Source organism: Micromonospora sp. NPDC049836 (assembly GCF_044465125.1).
Lineage (GTDB): Bacteria > Actinomycetota > Actinomycetes > Mycobacteriales > Micromonosporaceae > Micromonospora.
The window spans coordinates 87,699-109,781 of the sequence record NZ_JBITLH010000012.1 but is presented as its reverse complement, the minus strand read 5'-3'; the positions used below and the strand labels follow the sequence as shown (position 1 = coordinate 109,781).

The following is a 22,083-nucleotide window of genomic DNA, read 5'->3' as shown; positions in this document are numbered from 1 at the left end:
CCATCGATTCGTCACCGGTCGATCGTGCCCGGTCGCCGCCGACCCGAGCAAGATCCGGATCGGGTCGATCCGGAGGATCCGCGCCGATAAGCCCGGAAAGAGTGCTACGACTGCCAGATGGAGTGCACCCGGGTCGGGCGGCGGCGGTGAGGATTCCGGAGCCGGCCGCCCTGGCCGGACCCGAGCCGGGCCCGAACCGTGCCACCTTCCTGGAACTCTTCTTCGACCTGGTGTTCGTCTTCGCGCTGACCCGGATCTCCGCCCGCGCGTTCGAGGACCTCGCGCTGGAAGGGGGCAAGACCGGCTGGACGGCGCTGACCGGCGGCGGCAAGACGCTGCTGCTCTTCCTCGCGCTCTGGTCGGTCTGGCAGGGCACCGCGTGGACCACCAGCCGGTACGACCCGTACCACACCTGGCTGCAGGTCATCGTCATCGCGGCCCTGGTGGGCAGCATGGTGATGGGCGTCGCCATCCCCCGCGCCTTCAGCTCCACCGGGTTCGCCTTCGCCGCCGCGTACGTGCTGGTGCAGGTGAGCCGGCCGGGCATCCTGCTGCTGACGCTGCGCCAGCTGCGGCACCGCCGGCTCATGCTGCGCATGCTGATCACCTACTGCGCGACCGGGGTGCTCTGGCTGGCCGGCGCGCTGCTGCCCACCCCGGCCCGGGTGACGCTCTGGACGGCGGCGCTGCTGCTGGAGTACCTCGCGGGGCGGTTCGGCTGGCCGGTGCCCGGGCTGGGCCGGTCGACCGTCTCGCGCTGGGACATCCACGGCGAGCACCTGGCCGAGCGGTACCAGCAGTTCTTCCTCGTCGCGCTCGGCGAGACGATCCTCATCGCCGGGGTGTCGTACAGCCGGGACGCGGCCAGCGCGACCCGGACCGCGGCGTTCGCCGCGGCGCTGCTCACCTCCGTGCTGCTGTGGCGGATCTACGTGCAGCGGGCCGGGCAGATCCTCGGCGAGGCGGTCACCCGGGCGGCGCACCCGGCCACCATCGGCCGGTCCGCCGCCGACACCCACCTGGTGATGGTGGTCGGGGTGGTGTCCACCGCGATCGGTTATGAGTTGGTGAACGAACACCCCACCGGACACAACCAGGTCGGCTGGCTCGCCATGATCCTCGGCGGTCCGGCGCTGTTCCTGGCCGGCCGGGCCCGCTTCGAGTACGAGGTGTTCGGCCGGGTGTCCCGGTCCCGGTGGATCGCGATCCTCGTCCTGGTGGCGCTCACCCCGGTGCTGCGGCCCCTGGTGCCGCTGGCGGCCGCGGTCGCCGCTCCCCTGGTGCTGCTCGGCGTGGCCGTGGCCGACGCCCGGCGCGCCTGGGGCCGCCCGCCCGAGGCAGCCGCCCCACCGTTCTGACCCGACGGCGATACCATCCGCGGGTGACCTTCTCGATCGTCGCCCGCTCGGCCGACGGACTCGTGCACGGCGTCGCCGTGGCCAGCAAGTTCCTCGCCGCCGGGGCGCTGGTTCCGGCCGCCGCGGCGGAGGTGGGCGCGGTCGCCTCCCAGGCCCACGCCAACCTGGCGTACCGGGCGCAGGGGCTGGCCCTGCTGCGCACCGGCGTCGCGGCGGCCGACGTGGTGGCCGGCCTGGTCGCCGCCGACCCCGGCCGCGACGACCGGCAGCTCGGCGTGGTCGGCACGACCGGCGACGGGGCCACCTGGACGGGTCCGCGCTGCCACCCGTGGGCCGGCGGCCAGTCCGGCGACGGTTGGGCGGCGCAGGGCAACATCCTGACCGGGCCGGAGGTCGTCGACGCGCTCCGCGATGCCTGGCTGGCCGGCACCGAACTGCCCTTCCCGCAGCGGCTGCTGGCCGCGCTGGCCGCCGGTGACCGGGCCGGCGGCGACCGGCGCGGCCGGCAGAGCGCCGCGCTGCTCGTGGTGCGGCGCGGCGGCGGCTACGGCGGCACCGGCGATGAGCTGGTCGACCTGCGGGTCGACGACCACCGGGATCCGGTCGCCGAGCTGGGCCGGCTGCTCGACATCCACCAGATGCTCTTCGGCGAGCAGGACCCGGCCACCCTGCTCCCGCTCACCGGCGCGGTCGCCGAGGAGGTGTCCGCGCTGCTGGGCGCCGCCGGGCACCCGGTCGGCGCGCCCGGACTGGACGACGCGCTCGCCTCCTGGGCCGGCGTGGAGAACCTGGAGGAGCGGATCCTTCCCGGCCGGATCGACCCGGTCGTCCTGGACCACCTGCGCCGCGTCGCCGCGCAGGCCAGCGCCGGCTGACCGCCGGCGGTCAGCCGCGCCGAGGGCCGGTTCGCCGGAGCAGCGGCGGCCAGCCGTGCTCCGGGCCGCCCGCCTGACCCAGCCGGGCGCGGGGCGAGCCCGTCCTCCGGTGATGCCGGGTCGGCGGCGGTCAGCCGCCGAAGGACAGCCAGCGGAAGCCGGGCCGGTCGACCAGCGCCCGCTCCCGGTCGGTGAGCGCCGACCGGCCGGTGGCCTTGCGGACCAGGGTGAGCGCGTCCCAGCCGAGCCCGTCGGGGATCGTCTGGCCGGGCCGGGTCGTTGCGCCGCCGCTCGGCGCCGGCGAGCCGCCGGTGAGCAGGTCCGCCACGACCGCCGCGGCGGTGGGGGTCAGCCAGGGCGGCCGGCCCAGCGCGTCGGCCAGGTCCAGGCCGTGCACCGCGACCTCCACCACCCGGGTACGCAGGAACTCGGTGAGCGTCATCGCGTCGCCGTGCCGGGTCCGCACCAGCCGCTCCGGCGGCTGCCCGGCGACGGCCGCGTCGGTGGCCCGCCAGGCCCGCACGAAACCCGCCGCCACCTGCGGTACGCCGGGCAGCGCGTGCGCCTCGCGGCGGGCCGCGTCGATCCGGTCCCGGTCCACCTCCGGGGTGAACTTGGCCGCCCCGAAGTAGCCGGCGGCGTCCACCTCCGCCCGCTCGGGGGCCGGCGCGGCGAGCATGTCCACCAGCCGGCCGGCGCCGGTACGCACGTGCGCGAGCAGGTCCCGCACCGTCCACGGCGGGCAGGGCGTGGGCCGGTCGAGGTCCTCCTCGGCCAGGCCGCCCAGCACCTGTGCCAGCCGTCCGCACTCGTCCCGGAACGCCGCGCGCAACGTGTCCATGCCGTCCTCCCCGTCCGGTCCGTACCCGGGCACCCAGCCTGCCACCGCCGTTTCGTCGCCGGACGGCCGGGTACGCGCCGGGCGACGAGGAGAGGGGGCGCCGAATGGCCGGCATCATGCTGCGCAGCACCGCGTTCACCGACCACGACCTGCTGCCCGGGCGGTTCGCCAAGGACGGCGGGAACGTCTCGCCGCCGTTGCAGTGGGCGGACGTGCCGGACGCCACGGAGGAACTGGTCCTGCTCGTCGAGGATCCGGACGCCGGCAAGGAGCCGTTCCTGCACTGGCTGGTCACCGGGATCGCCCCGGCGTCCGGCGAGGTGCCCGAGGGCGGGGTGCCGCCCGGCGGCCAGGAGTGGCCGAACAGCTTCGGCGAGACCGGGTGGAGCGGGCCGCTGCCGCCGCAGGGCGAGGACCCGCACCGCTACTTCTTCCGCCTCTACGCCCTGAACCGGCCGCTGGAGCTGCCCGGCGCGCCCAGGGCGACCGACGTGCACCAGGCGCTGAAGGGCCGGGAGATCGCCAGCGGCACCACGGTGGGCACCTACTACCGGTGACGGGCGTCAACCCTTGTAGCGGGGCACCAGCCGGTGCACCACCGCGAGGACCAGCGCGGCCACCACCGCCATCGTGCCGGCGATGCCGGCCGCGCTGCCCGCGTACCCGATGAACAGCGGACGGCGGCCCAGCTCGGCGGCGGGGGTGCCGGAGTACGCGGTGAGCCAGGCGAGGGCGAGCCCGCAGGCGGCCAGCGCGAGCACGCCGACCAGGCCGAGCAGCGCGGCGGCCAGCCGGTGCGCGTCCGCCGGGAGGATCTCGGCCCGGTCCCGCTGGAAGAACAGCAGCACCAGGCCGCCCACCGCCGCCCAGCCGCCGACCAGGAGGAAGGCGGCGACCGCGTCGCTGGGCCGGTGCCAGCCGGCGGAGAGGGTGGCCACGCCGGCGGCGGCCGCGTACCCGGCGCCGAGGAACGCGCCCAGCACCCGCACCTTCGGCGGCAGCACCAGGATGAGCGCGATCGCCACCGAGGCGGCGACCGCCGTGTGCCCGCTGGGCAGGCTGTTGCCGGCCACCGCGCGCTCCGGGTCGATGCCGAAGTCGGGGCGGACCAGGTAGTGCTTGAGCAGTTGGGTGCTCACGTTCGCCCCGGCGATCAGCAGGGTGGCGGTGACCGCGAGCGTCTTGCGGCCCCGGATCAGCGCGATGAAGCCGATCACCGCGGTCGCCACCAGCAGCGACACCACCGACATGGCGTTGAGGAGGCTGGCCACCGGACCGTCGATGCGGTCCTGGCCGATCCGGTTGCCGGTCAGCGCCACCGTGTCCAGCCACTGGCCGGTGCGGGTGTGCACGGCGAAGCGCCACACCAGCAGCAACGCGGCCGCCTGGACCAGTGCCAGCACGACCAGCCAGACCGCCGTCCAACCCCTCGCCGTCTCGCGCACCCGCACACCGTAACGGCCGCTGGGGTCCCCCGCTCGTCGGGCCGCCGTCGCCGGCTCACCGGTCCTGACGTCATGCTGGTCGGCCGCCTCGTGGGTCGCGAGAATCGTTCTGTCGGAACGGATCTGGATTGCCCTGCGCGGCGCGGGCCGGTCACCGGTCCAGGGCGATCCAGTAGCGCCGGACCGGACCGTCCTCGGTGTCGCGGATGCCCTCGAGGACGCCGCCGTTGCGTTCGATCGTCCGGGCCGACGCGATGTTGTCGGCCAGACACGGGATGAGGACACGATCCAGGCCCAGCACGACGCGAGCCTCCGTGAGCATCTCGCCGAGTGCCCAACCGGCCAGTCCCCGGCGGCGCGCGGACGGCCGGACGCCGTAGCCGATCTGGCCGAGCTCGTCGTCGAACCGGTGCCGGAGGGCGATCGCCCCCAGGACGCGGCCGTCCTCGACGATCCACCGGGGCGAGGCGTGCTGCTCGTCCGGACACGGGTCGCCGGCCGGATGGGTCAGTCGGACCCGCTCGCGCACCCAGGCGGCGAAGCCGTCGGGCGAGTCCACGTCGTCGTCGGCCCGCAGGCCGAAGCCGTCCTCGTGGAGGCCGGGGCCCCAGTCGTCGCGGCAGTCCAGGAACGCGGCGTGCAGGCGGACGGTCGGCAGAATCAGCTCGGGCATGCGGTCAGGGTAGGGAACGCGGGGCCGCTGAACGAGCCCCTTCAATCTTCTCGGTCACCGGGTGTCGCGGTTGACGGGTAGCGGCTCCGGGTCGCGCCGGCGCGGGCCCGCACGTCCCGAGGACACGCCCATCATCTGCCTGGGAGTTCTTAGTAGGTTGGGCGGGACCGGTGAAGGGGGTGGCGGTGACCAGTACGCCGGAGCGCGAGCGCCCCTCGCGGGAGGGTACGGAGTCCCTGGCGGACCTGCTGGGCGGCCGGCGCGGCACGGTCGACGCGACCCTGCCCCCGGTGGCGTTCGCCGTCGGGTGGCTGCTCGCCGGGCTGTGGGGCGGGGTCGTCGCGGCGGTACTGGCCGCGGCGGCGCTGGCCGGCTGGCGGTTGCGCCGCGGGGACCGGCCGCGGGCGGTGCTGATCGGTCTGCTCGCCGTCTGCGTGGCCGCGCTGGTCGCGCTGCGCACCGGCCGGGCCGCCGACTTCTTCCTGGTGCAACTGGTCTCCAACGCGGCCAGCGCGCTCGCCTGGGCGGTCAGCATCGTGGTGCGCTGGCCGCTGCTCGGCGTGGTGGTGGGCGCGGCGCTGGGGCAGCGGACCCGGTGGCGGCGGGACCCGGCCCTGCTGCGCGCGTACGCCCGGGGCAGTTGGGTGTGGGCGGCGACCTACCTGCTGCGGGTGGTGGTCTTCGTGCCGCTGTGGCTGGGCGGGCAGGTGCTCGCGCTGGTGGTCGCCCGGGTGGCGTTGACCTGGCCGCTGGTGGCCGCCGCGCTGGCGGTGAGCTGGGTGGTGATCCGCCGTTCGCTGCCGGCCGGCCACCCGGGGCTGCGGCACCCGGTGGCGCCGTCCGCTGCGGACACTGGGCCGGAAAGTAAAGAGAGGCCGCCACGGGGGGAGCGGCCTCTCCGATGACGTACGTTACTCCGTTCCCGGCCGCTGTGTGATCCCGTGCCGGGCGGAATTTCCCCACCTTTTTTCGCGGCAAGTTCGTCTACGGACGCGAGGGTGGGCCGGTCCGTCCGCTGCGTCATCCGGACGTACCGGCCCACCCGGCCTGACCGTGGGAATCAGGCCGTCGGCCGACCGGGCACTCCGTTCCCCCTGTGCCCGGCCGGCCTCCGCCACGGGCGCAAGCCGCCCGCCCGTGGCGGAAGCGTCACCTCACCCGTTCGGGAAGTAGGTGCCGTAGTCGGCGTACGCCATCGCGACGTCCGCCTGGGCCCAGAACCGGTGGTAGTTGAAGACCGGCTCCGCGCCCCCGTTGAGGTACGCCTGCACCTTCGGCCAGTCTGGGTCGTTCTTGTAGAACGACCGGATGTCCAGGAAGCTCTTGCCCGGGGCGATGGCGTCGCCGTTCGGCATCTTCCCGGACCAGCCGGAGGGGATGTAGAGGCCCTGCCCGTCGCTGGCGTTGTAGACGTCGTCGAAGCGGCGGTAGTCGCCACGCGACTCCGGCATCGAGACGCCCTTGGCGTCGGCGGCGGCGGAGAGCGCGTCCAGCAGGCCCTTGGCGGTGGTCTTCGCCGCCGCGTTGCCGGACTTCGCGGCGTACGCGATGAGCGTCCGGGCGTAGGCGGCGGCGACGCCGACGTCCTGGCCCTTCACCGTCACCTCGACGTGCAGGTTGGTGTTCGCCTGCGGGTTGGCCGGGTCCCAGTTGTTGGGCTGGCCGGTCCACTTCATGTCCGACGGGATCGACCAGTTGGTGCCGGTGGTGGTGTTGGCGATGGCCCACGGCACCCACTTGTCCAGCAGCGCCTTGGCCTTGGCGTTGCCGGTCTCCAGGTACAGCTCGGCGATCCGCTGCATCGACCAGGCCTGCATGCCGAACCACTGGTTGGACGGCGGGTCGTTGTAGACCGGGTCGACGTCGTAGAACATGCCGTAGAAGGTGGCGGTGCCCGACGGCGGCTGGGCGTAGCTGCCGTCCCAGCTGTTGGTGGCGCCGCCGGCGATGCCACCCTCGGCCGACTGGAGCCAGGTGTAGAACTCCAGCTGCCGGTCGAGGCTCTTCTGCCAGTCCGACGTGGCGGTCGGCGACTTCGGCTTGAGCTCGGCCACGTTGGTCAGCGCCCAGGCCGCGAACGGGTTCTGGTAGCCGAAGTGGCTGTGGCTGGAGCCGATCCGCCACGACCAGTTCTGCGAGGTGTCGTACGCGCCACCCCAGGCGTAGTACCAGGAGAGCAGGTAGTGCGCCGAGTCGCGACCGCTGCCGGCCGGGCAGGTGGACGCGCCCACGCAGTTGCCGATCTTCTTGAAGTACTTGTCGAACATCGCGTACCGCAGGTAGTCGCCCATCTTGGCGGCCTTGGCCACGGTGGCCGCGACGTCGGCCTGCTTGCCCTGCGCCTTGGCCCAGGTCAGCGCCCAGTACGCGGCCTGCACGGCGCGGGCGTCGGCGTCCGGGGCGTCGGTGTACTTCCACTGCTTGGCCGGGGCGCTGGACTCCTTGACGAACAGGTCGAGGTAGCCGTACTGGCCGCCGTGCTTGAACGTGTCGCAGGACGGCTGCGGCACGGTCTCCCACACCGACTCCTGGGTGCCCCGCTGGAAGGTGTTGATGTACGCCGGCCGGGTGGTGCCGTCGCCGCAGTGGCCGTAGCCGTAGGTGTTGTCCACGTCGAGCAGCCAGTGCATGCCGTAGATGTCACCGGTGCCGTAGGTGGACTGCAGCTCGGAGCGGAGCGGGTCCTGGCCGACCGACACGTTCGGCTCCAGGGCCGACGGGTACTGGCTGGGCAGGTTGTGCTCGGCCGCGTACTGCGGGGTGCCCGGGGCGCCGGCGGTGGGCTGGTCGGCGTGCGACGGGATGATGTACTTCTCCATCACCGTCCAGGCGTTGTTGAACGGGGCCCAGTTCTGGGTGACCCGGCCGTACTGCGCCTCCAGCCAGATCCAGAAGCTGAACGCCTCCGAGGTGGTCTCGTGGCCGTAGTCGGGCGCCTCCACGATGAGCGTCTCGATCGAGTGGTACGGCACGCCCTCGGGGCTGAAGTAGCCCGAGTTCTTGATCTTGCCGTACTGGTCGAGGAACTTCTTGATGTAGGCGTTGTCCCCGCCCGGCACGTCGTTGTCGACCTCGGTGACGGTGACCGCGACCGGCGCGTAGCCGGTGGCCGAGGCGGTGAGCGTGGCGCTGCCGCCGACGGTGTCGGCGTCCTCCGCGGCGGCGACGGTGGCGCTGACCCCGCTGCTCCAGTTGCTCGACGTCAGGGTCAGCGTGCTCGGCGACACGGTGATGTCGCTGTCCCCGGCGACGGCGAGGGACACCGGGACGTTGCTGGTCGGCGCGGCGCTGAGGGTGAACTTCACCGACGAGGTGCCGCCCTCGCTGACGCTGACCGCCGACGGGCTGGCCACCAGCACCGGTCCGGAGGCCGGGTTGACGGTGAACGACTTCTCGGCGACCCCGATGCCGTTGGCGTTGTCGTACGCCTTGGCCTGCACGGTGTAGCTGCCGGCCGGCAGGTCCTCCAGCGTGTAGGCGTAGGGGGCGCTGGTGTCGGTGTTGACGAGCAGGCCGTTGCGGTAGAACTCGACCTTGCTGATGGTGCCGTCCGGGTCGCTGGCGGTGGCCGTCAGCGGCACGTCGGCGGGGGCCTCGAAGGGGCCGGCCGGCAGGCCGAGCGAGACCGTCGGCGGCTGGTTGGCCGAGGTGCCGTTGCAGGTCACCCCGTTGAGCGTGAACGAGGCCGGCTTCGGGTTGCTACCGGAGTAGGCGCCGTTGAAGCCGATGGTGGTGGAGGCGCCCGTGCCGAGGCTGCCGTTCCACGACTCGTTGGTGGCGGTCACCTCGCTGCCGGACTGGCTCCACTTCGCCGACCAGCCCTGGGTGACCCGCTGGCTGCTGTTCGGGAAGGCGAATTTGAGGGTCCAGGCGCTGACCGGGTCGCCCAGGTTCTTGATGGTCACGTTGGCGGTGAAGCCCGTGCCCCAGTCGTTCGTCGCGTAGGTCACGTCGCAGGCGGGTGCGGCCTGCGCGGCGCCGGCCGGCAGGGTCACCCCGCCGATGGCGAGGGTGAGGGCGGCGACCATCGCCGTTCGGCGACGTCTGGCCATGAGTCTCATGTGCGCGGTGTCTCCTCGGACCAGGCCGGGACCGGAGCCCCGGCGGAGCGCCTCCACGCGTCGACGGGCGTACGCGGGGGGACGGAGGCGCCCGGAAAGGTGGTCGACCCGGCCGTGCCGGGGATCGGGGCGCCGCACCGGTTGCACCGGGTGCCCTCGGCAGCCCTCGCTCGCGCGAGCTGGCTCCGCGTCGCGGTTGATTGGAGAGTGTGCCATGGAAGCGCTCCCACCACAACGGCCAGCGCAGACACCCAGGTCGATGTTTCGATCTCGTTTAGGGGCTTTCACAAAGCCGTGACGGGCGTTACAGTCGCAAGCATCGCCGATGGGAGCGCTTCCATCGACGGAGATGCAGGTACCAGATCGCCGGGGACACACGTGCCCGGCGCGCCAAGCCCAAAGGGCTGACGGCGGGCCAGCCCGGACGCCGCCGTCAGCCATCGCCCACCGACATGGAGGGAGGTGGAACCAGAGCCACTCGCGTGGCCCGGCTCCCGCGCGACACGCACGAAGGACGCCAATTCCACCCGTGCGTGTGTGCATTTCAGGTGGGGACGGGGGTTGCCCTCCCCCGTCCCCACACTAAACCCCCGTTGTCGACGGGAAAAGAGGCCGACGGGACAGGCGTGACGCGCCACCCGGCCGGCCTCCTTCGCTATCTGCCCCCACCTTCGCCGCTCGCCCGCCCCCGAGCGACAACCCGCCCACCCCATCCCCGGCCGCCCGACCGGCCGGGCCTCGCTGCTGCGCCGGCCCGCCCACGGGACGCGGCCGGCCACCCCTGGCCTATGCTGGGAGCGCTCCCGGCCCGTCGGACGGCCAGTTCATCGCGAGGAGAACTACATGTCGCTACTCACCCGACGGCGCCTGCTCCGCCGCGCCGCGCTCTCCGCGACCGCCGCCGGTGCCGCCCGCGCCGGGCTCACCGGCGCCGCCGCGGCCGGGATCGCCGCCACCGCCGCCACCGCCGGCTGCGACGACACCCCGGAGACCGGCACGGACAGCGCGGACGCCGGCCGGGGGGCCGTGCGCTTCCCGACCGGCTTCGGCTGGGGCGCGGCCACCTCCGCCTACCAGATCGAGGGCGCGGCCAAGGAGGACGGCCGGGGCGAATCGGTCTGGGACACCTTCAGCCACACCCCGGGCCGCACCCGCAACGGCGACACCGGCGACGTGGCCGCCGACCACTACCACCGGTACGCCGCCGACCTCGACCTCATGCGCGACCTGGGCCTGCGCAGCTACCGCTTCTCCATCTCCTGGCCGCGCATCCAGGCCGACGGCACCGGCAAGCCCAACCAGCGCGGCCTCGACTTCTACCGGCGCCTGGTGGACGGGCTGCACGAACGGGGCATCGCGCCGATGGCCACCCTGTTCCACTGGGACCTGCCCCAGGCGTTGCAGGACGACGGCGGCTGGGAGAACCGGGACACCGCCGACCGGTTCGGCGACTACGCCGAGGCCGTGTTCCACGCCCTGGGCGACCGGGTGCCGGTCTGGCTGACCATCAACGAACCGAAGACCGTGGTGCAGAACGGCTACATCTGGGGGCACCACGCGCCCGGCCGGCAGGACCCGGACGCGGCGTACCTGGTCGCCCACCACCTCCAGCTCGCCCACGGTCTCGCCGTCCAGGCGCTGCGCGCCGGCGGGACGAAGGTACGCATCGGCCCGGCGTTGAACCTGCACCCCTGCTACCCGGCCGACGACACCGCCGAGGCGGCCGCCGCCACCCGACTGCACGACGGCTACGAGAACCGCCTCTACCTCGACTCGATCCTCAAGGGCGCGTACCCGCAGGACGTGCTGGCCGACCTGGGCGCGGACAGCCGGATGGCCAAGGGCATCCGGGACGGCGACCTGAAGATCATCTCCAGCCCGGTCGACCTGCTCGCGGTGCAGTACTACACGCCCCTCTACGTGACCGCCCAGCGCGACACGGTGAGCAAGTGGCCGACCTCCGAGGCCGAATGGCAGCAGATCTACCCCGACGGGATGTACGACATCCTGACCCGGGTCACCCGCGACTACGGCCGGATCCCGATCACCATCACCGAGAACGGCCTGCCCTGCCCGGACACCCTGGCCGCCGACGGCACCGTGAACGACCAGGGGCGGATCGACTTCCTCCGCGACCACTTCGCCGCCGCCCACCGGGCGATCCGCGACGGCGTGCCACTGGAGAGCTACCACGTCTGGTCGCTGCTGGACAACTTCGAGTGGGCCGAGGGCTACGAGCAGCGCTGGGGCCTGGTCTACGTCGACTACCCGAGCCAGCGGCGGGTGCTCAAGCGCAGCGCCCACTGGTACCGCGACGTGATCCGCAAGAACGGCCTGTAGGGCCGGGCCTCACCGGCGGGCGGCCCGGCCGGGGCGCTACCGCGCCGGCCGGGCGCGCCCCGCTCAGCGGGGCAGCGCCTGCTGGAGTTCCGCCCGCAGCGCCGGGGTGAGCATCTCACCGGCCTGCTTCGCCAGCCGGGCCATCTCGTAGCCGACCACGCCGATGTCGGCGTCCGCGGCGGCCAGGGTGGCCAGGATCGACCCGTCCCGGATCTGCATGACCAGGAAGTAGCCGCGGCCCATCTCGACCACCGTCTGCTTGACGACGTCCCCGTCGAACATCTGGGCCGCGCCGGCGGTGATGCTCATCAGCCCCGAGGTCACCGCCGCGAGCTTGTCCGCGTGGTCGCGCGGCAGGTGCGCGGAGATCGCCACCAGCAGGCCGTCGGAGGAGACCACCACGGCGTGGGCCACCCCGGGGACCCGCTCGGCGAACGCGGTCACCAGCCAGCTCAGGTCACGTGCCTCCTGGCTCAACGTCGTCACTGTTGTCGTCCCCCTTCGTCGCGCGGCAGGTACATCACGGTGGTCTCCTCGGCCTCGGCCCGCCGAACCCCGCTGTAGTAGCGGGAGAGCATGCCGCCGACCGCGTCCGGGTCCGGGTCGTGGCGCGCCGCCGGCTGCTTCGCCGCCCCGCTCTCGGTGACCGCGGCGAGCTGGGCCATCGGCACCCGGACCGGCAGGCCCCGCTCGTTGGTCCCACCGGTGATGGGCGTCGCGGCCGGCTGCGGCGTCACACCGAGCACCGAGCTCGACGGTCCCTGGCGGGAGAACCAACCACCGCCGCGCGCCGCCCCGGCCACCGGGCTGAGCACGTCCTCGGCCCGTACCGGCATCGGGCGCGCCTGGCGGGGCACGGCCGGCGCCGCCCCGGCGGGCGCCCCCAGCGGCAGCGGGTGCGCCGGCCGCGCGCCGGTCGGGGGCCACGCCGGGCCGGCGGCCGGCAGCCCGGCCGGCGGGCGCGCGGGACTGCGACCGGCCACCGGCAGCTCGGTGGTCGCGGCCCGCAACGGGCCGGCCGCGGACGCCGCAGCCACCTGGCTGGTCAGCATGCGCTGCGCGGCCGGCTGGTCCGCGCCGTCGAGCGGCGCCGGGGCCAGCAGCTCGGCGGGGATCCGGACCGCCGCCACCAGACCCTCCCCGGCGGAGCGCAGCCGCACCTCGAGGCGGTGCCGGGCGCCGAGGTGGCTGACCACGAACAGGCCCATCCGTTCGGAGGCGGCCACGTCCGCCGCCGGCGGCTCGGCCAGCACCGCGTTCGCCTCCGCCAGCGCCGACGGGCTCATCCCGAGCCCCTGGTCGGTGATCTCCACCAGCGCGCCCGCGCCCTCCGCGCGGGTGGCCACCCGGACCATCGTGTCCGGGCGGGAGAAGGCGGTAGCGTTCTCCAGCAGCTCGGCGAAGAGGTGCACCAGGTCACCGACGGCGTGCCCGCGCACATGCAGGTCGGCCGGCGCCTCGTGGCGCACCCGCTGGTACTGCTCGATCTCGGCGCTCGCGGCGAGCAGCACCGCCCCCAGCCCGACCGGACGGTTCCACCGGCGGCTGGACTCGCTGCCGGCGAGCACCAGCAGGCTCTCGTCGTTGCGCCGCATCCGGGCGGCCAGGTGGTCGAGCTTGAACAGGTTCTCCAACTGCTCCGGGTCGCTCTCCTCGCGCTCCAGGTCGTCGAGGAGTTCGAGCTGCCGCTCGACCAGCACCTGGCTACGCCGGGCCAGGTTGACGAACATGGCGTTGACGTTGCGGCGCATCATCGCCTGCTCCACCGCCACGTCGACGGCGCTGCGGTGCACCGCCACGAACGCCTCGGCCAGCTCGCCGAGCTCGTCGCGGGAGGTCACCACCGCCGGCGCCACCTCGATCGCGCCCACCGGGCGGTCCACCACCCGCAGCCGGTGCAGGGTGTGCGGCAGCTCGACCTGCGCGATGCGCAGCGCCTGGCTGCGCAGCAACCGCATCGAGCGGGCGATGGAGCGGCCCACCAGCAGGGAGATCAGCACGGCGACCAGCAGCACCGCCACGATGCCGCCCACCACCAGCAGGGTGTCGCGCAGCTGGCCGGCGCTGGCGTCGTCGGCCTGGCGGACCGCGTCGCCGAGGACCTCCCCCTCGAGCTGGCGCAGCAGCTCCTGGCGCTGCTCGCTGGCCGCCCACCACTGCGGCGCGGGCAGCACCGCCGGCGCGGCGGTGCCGGTGGGCAGGCTCTTCTCCTCCAGCTTGGTGGCCGCCACGAACGCCGGATCCACCGACGTCTGGTCGTAGCGGCGGACCTGCTCGGTGGTGGCCGCGACCCGGAACGCGCCCAGCGCGGTGAGCTGCTGGGCGCGCAGGTCGCTCAGGGTCACCTGGTCGTCGGCCTCGTACCGGCCGCCGCGGGCGGCCGCGTAGAGCTCGGCCCGGATCCGGGAGGAGAGCTCCTTGACCCGGGAGAGCTGCACGTAGCGCAGCACCGCGTCGGTGAGCGCCCGCTGGTCGTCACCGGGCGACGGCTCGGCCAGCAGGTTGAGCAGCGCCGCCACCGCGCGGTGGTAGTTGCTGAGGATGGTGTCGCTGCTGAGCACCGCCGGCGCGATCGCCGCCCGGATGTAGGCGACCTGGTCGTACGCCTCCAACACCTCCGAGTACGCGACCCGCCAGGAGGCGCTGGCACCGGCCAGCGGCTCGGCGGCCTCGCGCAGCTCGGCCATCGCCCGGTCGGACGCCGCCTGCAACGGCTTCAGCGTGGCGACCGCCGCGAACCGCTCGCCGGCGGCGATCGCGTCGCGCAGCGCCGCCAGCTCGCCGGCGGCCCGGTCCCGCTCCTGCTGGAGCCGGTCCACCGCGGTGGTGATCTGCCGGCCGATGCCGACCTGCTGGGCGAACGTGCTCAGCGCCGTGGCCCGCCCGACCAGCGTGCTGGTCTGCACGCCGGCCAGCACCAGGAAGGCGACGGACGGGATGACCAGCACGGTGGCGAGCTTGGTGCCCATCCGCCAGTCCCGCAACCGGAAGACGGATCGCCGGGTCGCCGCCGGCCGGTCCTCGGCCGGACTCCGGCGCGACGCGGCCGGTCCACGAGCCGGCTCGGCGCCTCCCCCCACACCTGCCTCCTCGGTCCCCACGACTCCCACGCGACGGGGAGCGGGCTCCATCCAACCAGGCCACCGGACGGTGTCAACGGCTGCCCGACCGCCGCGACCAGGAAAGTCAGCCCGGCCGGGCCCCGCCTACGGTGTTCGGTGGATCGGGCTCGTCCGTCCGGCCGATCCCGTCGATGCCCGCCGCGGTGGCGATCCGGCCCGTGGCCACCAGCGCCGCGCCGATCGCACCGACCTCCGGGTTGCGCTGGTAGCACACGCTGCGCGGGGCCAGCGCCTGGACGAACGCGGCGCGCCACCAGGCGGAGCCGGCCATGGCGCCGCCACCCAGCACCACCTCGGTCGGGCCCGCGACGCCCGTCTCCAGCACGGCCAGGTCGTCGGCGATGATCCCGCACAGCCCGGTCATCATCCCGGCGAGGATGTCCACGGCGGTGCTGCCGAAGGTGAGCCCGGCCAGCTTCCCCGAGCCGGCGGGCGCGACGCCGGGCGGCCGGTCGCCGCCGAACCGCGGATTGACCCGGACGTGCGGGCGCCGGGCCGCCCCGGCCAGCGCCACCTCCAGCTCGGCGCCCTCGGGCAGCTGCAGCTCCCGCCGCGCCCAGGCGTACAGGTTGCCTCCGCTGGAGTACGCCGCCCCGGTCACCACGTACTCGTCGTCGACCCGGTAGCGCCACAGCTCGGCGGCGAGCGGCGGCAGCTCGGCCCCGGCCGGTACCGCCTGGAGCAGACGTACCGCGGCGGAGGTGCCCACCGTGACCGCCGCCCGGGACGGGTCGACGCAGCCGGAGCCGACGTTGGAGGCGGCCCCGTCGCCGACCGGGGCGGACCAGTTGGCCTGGGCCAGCGCCGGCCAGCGGCGGGCATGCTCGCGGCGGAGCCGGCCGTGCCAGCCCTGCGGCGCCACCGCCGGCAGCTCCGCCGGGCGTACGCCGGCCAGCTCGGTCGCCTCGTCGTCCCAGACGAGCTGGCGCAGGTCCAGCAGCCCGGTGCCGGAGGCCATCGACATGGACATCGGCGCCTCGTCGAGCAGCGCGCCGAGGATGTACTCGACCAGCCCCACGAACCGGTCCACCCGGGATCCGCACTGCTGTCGCAGCCAGGGCAGCCGGACCGTCCAGTAGCAGCGGTGCCACCAGGTGCCGGTGCGCTGGTGGAACGCCTCGGCATCGGCCGGCCCGGGCCCGTCGGCCGGCGTGGGGCGGGTGTCCAACCAGGTCAGCACCGGGCCCAGCGGGGCGCCGTCGACGCCCAGCGGCAGCACCGAGTGCCACTGCGCGGAAAGCGCGACCAGCCCGACGTCGTGCAGGTGCCCGCCGGCGGCCAGCTCGTCCAGGCACTCGAAGAGGCTGGCCAGGTAGCCAGGCCCGTCCAGGGTGCCGGTGCCGTCCTCGCCGGTGGTCAGGTGCACCTTGCGGCGGGCGAGCGCGCCGGGGCGCGGGGCGCAGCCCGCGTCGAGCACGAGTCCCCGTACCGATGAGGTGCCCAGATCCACCGCGAGAATGTCCATCGCCGGTCAACCTACCCGCCGGGACGGGCGGCGAAGCCAAGATCCGCGCGCCCCGGGCACGTCGATCGGGTTCCCCGGCACGGTCGGCTCGCGTACAGTGATCGTCATGCCCGCGCACCTGTCCTGCTGGTGGCCCGCCGACCCGGCGGCCCACCCCCGCGCGTAGCTTCCCCACGCGGCCGCCCGACGAGGCGGCCGCCGGTCCATCCCGGTGCACCGGGTCGCCCCCACCGGCGGCCTCCGGCCCACCGAGGAGACCCGATGACCCGCCCGCACGACCCGCTCGCCGCCGTCGCCGCCGGCCGCGACCCCGGCCCGTTCGCCCTCGTCCGCCGCGAAGGCGCCGACCACGTCGACCTGTTCACCGGCCCGGTACGCACCGCCGACCGGCTCGCCGAGCTGCCCCTGCCCGAGGGCGGACCGGGGCCGCGCACGCTGGCCCTGGTCCCGTTCCGACAGGTCGCCGAGCGGGGTTTCGCCTGCGTCGACGACGGCACGCCGATGGAGTACCTGTCGGTCACCCAGCACCGGCGGATCCCGCTCGGCGAGGTGGTGGCCGCGCTGCCGGACCTGCCGGTGGTGACCCGCGACGCCGCGTTCGACATCTCCGACGCCGAGTACGCCGAGGTCGTCGGCCGGGTGCTGGCCGAGGAGATCGGCGGGGGCGCGGGCGCCAACTTCGTCATCCACCGCACGCTGCGGGCCACCGTGGCCGGCGAGCCGCTGGTGGCGGCCCTGGCCGCGCTGCGCCGGCTGCTGCTCGGCGAGCGCGGGGCGTACTGGACCTTCGTGGTGCACACGGGCACCCGGACGCTGGTCGGGGCGAGCCCGGAACGGCACGTCAGCGTGGACGACGGCCTGGTGATGATGAACCCGATCAGCGGCACCTTCCGGCACACCGGCGCGGAAGCGGACCGGGCGGCCCTGCTCGACTTCCTCCACGACGACAAGGAGGTCGAGGAGCTGTACATGGTGCTCGACGAGGAGCTGAAGATGATGGCGACCGTCGCCGAGCACGGCGGCCAGGTGGTCGGGCCGTACCTGAAGGAGATGGCCCACCTGGCGCACACCGAGTACCTGCTCGCCGGCCGCGGCTCCCGCGACGTGCGGGAGGTGCTGCGGGAAACCATGTTCGCCCCGACCGTGACCGGCAGCCCGATGGAGAACGCCTGCCGGGTGATCGCCCGGCACGAGCGGACCGGCCGCCGCTACTACGCCGGGGTGCTCGCCCTGCTCGGCCGGGACGCCGAGGGCCGGCAGACCCTGGACGCGCCGATCCTGATCCGCACCGCCGAGCTCTCCCCCGCCGGTGAGCTGCGGGTCCCGGTCGGGGCCACCCTGGTCCGGCACTCCACCGCCGCCGGCGAGGTGGCCGAGACGCACGCGAAGGCGGCGGGTGTGCTGGCCGCGTTCGGGCTCGGCCCGCAGGCCCCGGCGGGCGACCGGGGCACCGACCCGGCCGCGCCGCGCCGGGCGCCGGCCCCGCCGCTGGCCGAGGATCCGCGGGTACGCGCCGCGCTGGCCGCCCGCAACGCGCCGCTGGCCCGGTTCTGGCTGGACCAGCGCACCCCGGGCGCGACCGCGCTGCCGGGGCTGGCCGGCCGCCGGGCGCTGATCGTGGACGGTGAGGACACCTTCACCGGGATGCTCGCCCACCAGCTCGGCGCGCTCGGGCTGACCGTGCGGCGCCGCGACTGGCACCGTCCCGGCCCGGTCGACGGGTACGACCTCGTAGTGGTCGGCCCCGGCCCGGGCGACCCGAACGACCTGGCCGACCCGAAGATGGCGACGCTGCGCGGGCTGCTGACCGACTTGCTGGCGGCGGCCCGACCGACCCTCGCGGTCTGCCTGGGCCACCAGCTGCTCGCCGGCCTGCTCGGCTTGCCGCTGGACCGCCGGGACGCGCCCTACCAGGGGTTGCAGCGGGAGGTGACGCTCTTCGGCACGCCTCGCCGGGTCGGCTTCTACTCCAGCTTCACGGCCCGCGCCGGGGTGGACCGGCTGGTCGGCCCGTACGGGCCGGTGGAGCTGTCCCGCGACCCGGTGGACGGGTCGGTGCACGCGTTGCGCGGGTCCGGCTTCGCGGGCGTGCAGTTCCACCCGGAGTCGGTGCTCAGCCGGGACGGGATGGCGGTGCTGGCGGAGCTGCTCGGCCATCTTCTCGCCCGACCGGCGCTCACCGGGCATGGATCGGACGATCGCGGGTAGGGCATGCGGTGACCGGTGGTTCGGGCGGGTTCGAGAGCCCCCGTCCGGCCACCGGTCGCCAGGTCACGCTCAGCCGGCCAGGCCCCGCTTCAGCGCGGCGCCCATCTGCACCGCCCGCTTGGCCGTGAGCGCGGTGGCGCCGAGGGCCAGGTGGTCCGGGGCGATCTCGCCGTTGTTGCTGGTGTGCGAGGCGCCGTACGGGTTGCCGGCGACGAACTGGCTGGGGTCGGTGTAGCCGGGGGTCACCACGATGCCGCCCCAGTGGTAGAAGATCGTGAACAGCGAGAGCAGGGTGGCCTCCTGGCCGCCGTGCGAGGTCGCCGTCGAGGTGAAGCCGCTGTAGACCTTGTTGGCCAGCGCGCCCTGGGCCCAGAGCGGGCCGGTGGTGTCGATGAACTGCTTGAGCTGCGCCGCGACCATCCCGTACCGGGTGGGCGACCCCATGATCACCACGTCGGCCCAGGACAGGTCGTCCGGCTGGGCCTCCATCACGTCCTGCGTCTCCAGGCGGTGCGCCTGCCATCCCGAGTTGGAGCGGATCGCCTCGTCGGGCGCCAGCTCGCGGACCTTGCGCAGGCGCACCTCGGCCCCGGCCTCACCGGCGGCCTCGACCGCCGCCTGCGCCATCTGATACGTGATTCCGGTCGCGCTGTAGTAGATCACCGCGGCCTTGACCTGGCCATCCATCAGACGTGTCCTCCTCGGTGTCGGTCAGCGCCGACGGCTACCCGTTGCGGACCCGACCAAACGGGCCGGTACGGAGGCCGGCCGCGCACCGCTGTCAATCACTTGTCGGGGCTCAAGATTTGCGCAAGTTCCGGAGGGAAGCGCCGCCTGGGTCGCCGGCACCGGGGATCCTGTTCGCACCGGTGCCGGCACAGCCGCCGCCCCTGCACCGGGGCACCTGAACGGGGGATCGCGCTCCGCCGGCAATGCGGCTGGCGTAGCGCGATCAGGGGCTCTCTCCCCCAGCGACGCTCAGTCGAGCTTGTCCCGCAGGTCGCTCACCCGCTTCTCCAGCCGGTCCACCGCCTGCTGGTTGTTGATGAACGTGCTGATGCCGGCGGCGAGGGCGAGCCCGAGCAGCACCGCCAGCACGCTGAGCACCAGGCCGCCGATCGCCACGCCCCGCCCGGTGACGCCCGGGCGCCGGCTCATCCGCAGCCCGACGATGCCCAGGATGACGCCGATGATCCCGAGCAGCAGCCCGACCGAGGCCAGGATCGCGGTGAGCACGCTGAGCAGGGCCGCCACCCCGAACACGAGCGCGAACGTCGCCGCGGCGCTGGTCTTCGCCTGGGTGGGTCCGGCCGCTGGCCGGGCGGCGGCGCCTCGGCCGGCACCCGGCGCCGGTTCACTGGACGCTGTCATCACACACCTCGCGTTCCTCGCGTTCCTCGCACCGATCTCCGGCGGCGCATCCCCGCTCCGGCGGCCTTCATGCGTCGCGTCGACGGGCATTTCCGGCACTGCCGCCACTGCTCCTCCTATTCGTCCCGGTTTCGCGGAATGCCAGGCGCACCGCCGGGGACTCACGCCGTGACCCACGAGAGGAAGGACGAACCATGCGACTGACCGAGCAGCAGGTGCGTTCGCTGTACGGGCAGGATGTCCAGGACCGCTCGGGCGCCAAGATCGGCAGTGTGGGCCAGGTTTGGGCCGACGCCGCCGGGGGAGGCGACCTGGGTCAGCGTGAAGACCGGGGTGATGGGCCACCGTGAGCAGATGGCTCCGCTCCAGGCGGCCCGGATGCAGCCGGACGGCCCGCTCCAGGTGCCGTACGACAAGGCGACCGTCCGCAGCGCCCCGGCCGTCGAGACCGGCACCGACCAGCCGCTCAGCGTGGATCAGCTCACCCAGCTGTACCAGCACTACCAGCTCGGGGAGCAGGCCGAGCGGCCGCCGCAGCGGATCCCCGGCGCGCCGGAGGTGACCCGGTCCGAGGAGCGGCTGCGGGTCGGCACCGAGAGCGAGCCGGCCGGCACGGCCCGCCTGAACAAGCGGGTGGTGACCGAGAACGTGCAGACGAGTGTTCCGGTCGAGCACGACGAGGTGACCGTGGTGCACGAGCCGGTCAGCGAGGCCGACCGGAGTGCCGCCCGCGCGGAGATCGGCGAGGAGCAGCGCGAGATGGAGCTGCGCGCCGAGCGTCCGGTGGTCGGCAAGGAGCAGGTCCCGGTCGAGCGGGTCCGGCTGACCAAGGACGAGGTCGTCGAGGAGCAGCCGGTCAACGCGCAGGTCCGCCGGGAACTGGTGGACGCCGACGTGCCGGAACGGGCCCGCCGGAACCGCTGACCGACGTGCGTCCCGGGCGGGCGGGCCAGGCCCGCCCGCCCGGCCGTCGTCGGATAGCTGGGCCGGGCCCGCCCGGGCGGTCGGCGGGGGATGGGTGGGCCAGGCCTGCCCGCCCGGCCGTCCTCGGATGGGTGGGCGGGGCCCGGTCGGCGGCGGGTGGCACCGTCGTACCGGCGATCTATGCTGACCGTCCACCGCCGACGAAGGGCCGCCCGTGACCGTACGCCTCACCGGCGCCGAGGCGCTGGCGCTGCGGATGACCAGCCTGCTGCTTCGCCCGCACCCGGCGGCGCGTCCGAGTGGGGTGGCCGAGGTGGTCGAGTGGTTCGGCGCCATGCAGGCCCAGGACGTGGCGAGCGGCGAGTGGTCGCTCGGCGTACGCCTGCCGGGTCGCACCCAGGCGGATGTGCGCACGGCGCTGGAGCGGCGCGAGGCGCTCCGGACCTGGCCGATGCGCGGCACCGTCCACCTGGTGCCGTCCCGCGACGCCCATTGGATGCTCGCGGTGACCGGGGTGCGGATGCTGGCCTCGGCCGCCACCCGGCAGGCCCAGCTCGGCCTCACCGCGGCGGACGCCGACCGGGCCGCCGACGTGCTCGGCGCCGCCCTGGCCGGCGGGGGCCGGCTGACCCGTGCTGAGTGCCTGGACACGCTCCGCGCCGCCGGCCTGGACACCGCCGGCCAGCGGGGTTATCACCTGCTCTGGTACGCGAGCCAGCGCGGCGTCACCTGCATCGCTCCCCAGGTGGGCAAGGAGCAGACGTTCGCCCTGCTGGACGAGTGGGTGCCCGAGCCGCGCCGGCCGGAGCGCGACGAGGCGCTCGGCATCCTGGCGCGGCGCTACGTGCGCAGCCACGGCCCGGTCACCGCGCACGACCTCGCCCGGTGGACCGGGCTGACCGTCACCGACGCCCGCCGTGGCCTCGCGGTGGCCGGCGACGCGCTGGCCCCGGTCGAGGTCGACGGCGTGGCGGCGGTGGTCGACGCCGCGCTGCTGGACGCCCCCCGTGAGCCGGTCGACGACGTGCACACGCTGCCCGGCTTCGACGAATACCTGCTCGGCTTCCGGGACCGCTCGCTGATGCTCGACCCGGCGCACGCCAACGCCGTGGTCCCCGGCAACAACGGGATCTTCCAGTCGACCGTGGTACGCGGCGGCCGGGTGGTGGGCATCTGGAAGCGGACGATCGGGAAGCGCGCCGTCACGGTCACCGTCCAGCAGTTGACCCCGTTCGACGCGGCCCTGCGGTCCCGGGTGGAGTCCGCCCTGGCCGGCTACGCCGACTACCTGGGCCTACCACTCCGTCACTCTTGGTGACCACAGCCGGTCCGGCCCCGCCCCGGGCCGGTATATCACTGAGCATCACCAGTGATTGGGGCAGGCTTTTGCCGCAATCTTC

The 22,083-nt window shown here is 74.3% G+C and carries 18 protein-coding genes; 9 read left to right on the top strand and 9 right to left on the bottom strand.

The features are described 5' to 3' along the window. Positions 1–146 precede the first annotated feature (146 nt). The gene (locus ACIBPB_RS27105) at positions 147–1,358 is read left to right on the top strand and encodes a low temperature requirement protein A (RefSeq protein ID WP_396842254.1); all 1,212 of its coding nucleotides are present in this window, start codon (positions 147–149) and stop codon (positions 1,356–1,358) included. Between the two features lie 23 nt (positions 1,359–1,381). Continuing rightward, positions 1,382–2,233, top strand: coding sequence for a DUF1028 domain-containing protein (locus tag ACIBPB_RS27100; protein WP_396842253.1), 852 nt, complete (start codon positions 1,382–1,384; stop codon positions 2,231–2,233). A gap of 130 nt (positions 2,234–2,363) precedes the next feature. Here ACIBPB_RS27100 and ACIBPB_RS27095 read toward each other — a convergent pair whose 3' ends face one another. Beyond that, a complete protein-coding gene (locus tag ACIBPB_RS27095; RefSeq protein WP_396842252.1) occupies positions 2,364–3,074 on the bottom strand; it encodes a maleylpyruvate isomerase N-terminal domain-containing protein in 711 nt (236 codons plus the stop codon). Between the two features lie 104 nt (positions 3,075–3,178). Here ACIBPB_RS27095 and ACIBPB_RS27090 point away from each other — a divergent pair, with 104 nt between their 5' ends. Then, on the top strand, positions 3,179–3,631 hold the full coding sequence (locus tag ACIBPB_RS27090; protein ID WP_396842251.1) for a YbhB/YbcL family Raf kinase inhibitor-like protein: 453 nt from the start codon (positions 3,179–3,181) through the stop codon (positions 3,629–3,631). 6 nt (positions 3,632–3,637) lie between these two features. Here ACIBPB_RS27090 and ACIBPB_RS27085 read toward each other — a convergent pair whose 3' ends face one another. After that, on the bottom strand, positions 3,638–4,525 hold the full coding sequence (locus ACIBPB_RS27085; RefSeq protein ID WP_396842250.1) for a phosphatase PAP2 family protein: 888 nt from the start codon (positions 4,523–4,525) through the stop codon (positions 3,638–3,640). Positions 4,526–4,670: 145 nt separating this feature from the next. Continuing rightward, positions 4,671–5,192 carry a GNAT family N-acetyltransferase gene (locus tag ACIBPB_RS27080; RefSeq protein WP_396842249.1) on the bottom strand — a complete coding sequence of 174 codons (522 nt, stop codon included), beginning with the start codon at positions 5,190–5,192 and terminating at the stop codon, positions 4,671–4,673. Positions 5,193–5,377: 185 nt separating this feature from the next. Here ACIBPB_RS27080 and ACIBPB_RS27075 point away from each other — a divergent pair, with 185 nt between their 5' ends. After that, entirely contained in the window at positions 5,378–6,097 is a 720-nt protein-coding gene (locus ACIBPB_RS27075) for a DUF3159 domain-containing protein (RefSeq protein ID WP_396842248.1), read from the top strand. Between the two features lie 249 nt (positions 6,098–6,346). Here ACIBPB_RS27075 and ACIBPB_RS27070 read toward each other — a convergent pair whose 3' ends face one another. Continuing rightward, positions 6,347–9,244: a glycoside hydrolase family 48 protein gene (locus tag ACIBPB_RS27070; protein ID WP_396842346.1), complete on the bottom strand. Its 2,898-nt coding sequence runs from the start codon at positions 9,242–9,244 to the stop codon at positions 6,347–6,349. 852 nt (positions 9,245–10,096) lie between these two features. Here ACIBPB_RS27070 and ACIBPB_RS27065 point away from each other — a divergent pair. Beyond that, on the top strand, positions 10,097–11,593 hold the full coding sequence (locus tag ACIBPB_RS27065) for a GH1 family beta-glucosidase (protein ID WP_396842247.1): 1,497 nt from the start codon (positions 10,097–10,099) through the stop codon (positions 11,591–11,593). A 63-nt stretch (positions 11,594–11,656) separates the two neighbouring features. Here ACIBPB_RS27065 and ACIBPB_RS27060 read toward each other — a convergent pair whose 3' ends face one another. The 3 genes from ACIBPB_RS27060 to ACIBPB_RS27050 all read right to left on the bottom strand — a co-directional run bounded on the left by ACIBPB_RS27060 (position 11,657) and on the right by ACIBPB_RS27050 (position 16,180). Continuing rightward, positions 11,657–12,070 carry a roadblock/LC7 domain-containing protein gene (locus ACIBPB_RS27060; protein ID WP_349881147.1) on the bottom strand — a complete coding sequence of 138 codons (414 nt, stop codon included), beginning with the start codon at positions 12,068–12,070 and terminating at the stop codon, positions 11,657–11,659. 5 nt (positions 12,071–12,075) lie between these two features. Then, the gene (locus ACIBPB_RS27055; RefSeq protein ID WP_396842246.1) at positions 12,076–14,562 is read right to left on the bottom strand and encodes a nitrate- and nitrite sensing domain-containing protein; all 2,487 of its coding nucleotides are present in this window, start codon (positions 14,560–14,562) and stop codon (positions 12,076–12,078) included. 217 nt (positions 14,563–14,779) lie between these two features. Next, positions 14,780–16,180, bottom strand: coding sequence for an FGGY family carbohydrate kinase (locus ACIBPB_RS27050; protein WP_396842245.1), 1,401 nt, complete (start codon positions 16,178–16,180; stop codon positions 14,780–14,782). A gap of 261 nt (positions 16,181–16,441) precedes the next feature. Between ACIBPB_RS27050 and ACIBPB_RS27045 the strand changes: the two genes are divergently transcribed. Then, positions 16,442–18,388, top strand: a complete 1,947-nt coding sequence (locus tag ACIBPB_RS27045) for an anthranilate synthase family protein (protein ID WP_396842244.1) — start codon at positions 16,442–16,444, stop codon at positions 18,386–18,388. A gap of 69 nt (positions 18,389–18,457) precedes the next feature. Here the strand turns inward: ACIBPB_RS27045 and wrbA are convergent, their stop codons facing one another. Then, positions 18,458–19,075, bottom strand: a complete 618-nt coding sequence (gene wrbA, locus ACIBPB_RS27040) for an NAD(P)H:quinone oxidoreductase (RefSeq protein ID WP_357319485.1) — start codon at positions 19,073–19,075, stop codon at positions 18,458–18,460. 291 nt (positions 19,076–19,366) lie between these two features. After that, complete coding sequence (locus tag ACIBPB_RS27035) at positions 19,367–19,759, bottom strand: hypothetical protein (RefSeq protein WP_396842243.1); 393 nt, start codon at positions 19,757–19,759, stop codon at positions 19,367–19,369. 194 nt (positions 19,760–19,953) lie between these two features. On the opposite strand from ACIBPB_RS27035, the gene ACIBPB_RS27030 reads away from it, so the two are divergent. The 3 genes from ACIBPB_RS27030 (at position 19,954) to ACIBPB_RS27020 (ending at position 22,001) form a co-directional block, all read left to right on the top strand. Further along, positions 19,954–20,109: a hypothetical protein gene (locus ACIBPB_RS27030; RefSeq protein WP_396842242.1), complete on the top strand. Its 156-nt coding sequence runs from the start codon at positions 19,954–19,956 to the stop codon at positions 20,107–20,109. Between the two features lie 4 nt (positions 20,110–20,113). Then, positions 20,114–20,683 (top strand): YsnF/AvaK domain-containing protein, encoded by a 570-nt coding sequence (locus ACIBPB_RS27025; protein WP_396842241.1) that lies wholly within the window; start codon positions 20,114–20,116, stop codon positions 20,681–20,683. Positions 20,684–20,897: 214 nt separating this feature from the next. Beyond that, positions 20,898–22,001, top strand: coding sequence for a winged helix DNA-binding domain-containing protein (locus ACIBPB_RS27020; protein ID WP_396842240.1), 1,104 nt, complete (start codon positions 20,898–20,900; stop codon positions 21,999–22,001). Positions 22,002–22,083: the final 82 nt, after the last annotated feature.

Excerpts from the sequence above, each read along its gene's own strand:
- ACIBPB_RS27030 (WP_396842242.1), top strand. The coding sequence starts at position 19,954 with ATGCGACTGACCGAGCAGCAGGTGCGTTCGCTGTACGGGCAGGATGTC.
- ACIBPB_RS27050 (WP_396842245.1), bottom strand. The coding sequence starts at position 16,180 with ATGGACATTCTCGCGGTGGATCTGGGCACCTCATCGGTACGGGGACTC.
- ACIBPB_RS27025 (WP_396842241.1), top strand. The coding sequence starts at position 20,114 with ATGGCTCCGCTCCAGGCGGCCCGGATGCAGCCGGACGGCCCGCTCCAG.
- wrbA (WP_357319485.1), bottom strand. The coding sequence starts at position 19,075 with ATGGATGGCCAGGTCAAGGCCGCGGTGATCTACTACAGCGCGACCGGA.
- ACIBPB_RS27045 (WP_396842244.1), top strand. The coding sequence starts at position 16,442 with ATGACCCGCCCGCACGACCCGCTCGCCGCCGTCGCCGCCGGCCGCGAC.
- ACIBPB_RS27065 (WP_396842247.1), top strand. The coding sequence starts at position 10,097 with ATGTCGCTACTCACCCGACGGCGCCTGCTCCGCCGCGCCGCGCTCTCC.
- ACIBPB_RS27080 (WP_396842249.1), bottom strand. The coding sequence starts at position 5,192 with ATGCCCGAGCTGATTCTGCCGACCGTCCGCCTGCACGCCGCGTTCCTG.
- ACIBPB_RS27095 (WP_396842252.1), bottom strand. The coding sequence starts at position 3,074 with ATGGACACGTTGCGCGCGGCGTTCCGGGACGAGTGCGGACGGCTGGCA.
- ACIBPB_RS27035 (WP_396842243.1), bottom strand. The coding sequence starts at position 19,759 with ATGACAGCGTCCAGTGAACCGGCGCCGGGTGCCGGCCGAGGCGCCGCC.
- ACIBPB_RS27090 (WP_396842251.1), top strand. The coding sequence starts at position 3,179 with ATGGCCGGCATCATGCTGCGCAGCACCGCGTTCACCGACCACGACCTG.
- ACIBPB_RS27055 (WP_396842246.1), bottom strand. The coding sequence starts at position 14,562 with ATGGGCACCAAGCTCGCCACCGTGCTGGTCATCCCGTCCGTCGCCTTC.
- ACIBPB_RS27070 (WP_396842346.1), bottom strand. The coding sequence starts at position 9,244 with ATGGCCAGACGTCGCCGAACGGCGATGGTCGCCGCCCTCACCCTCGCC.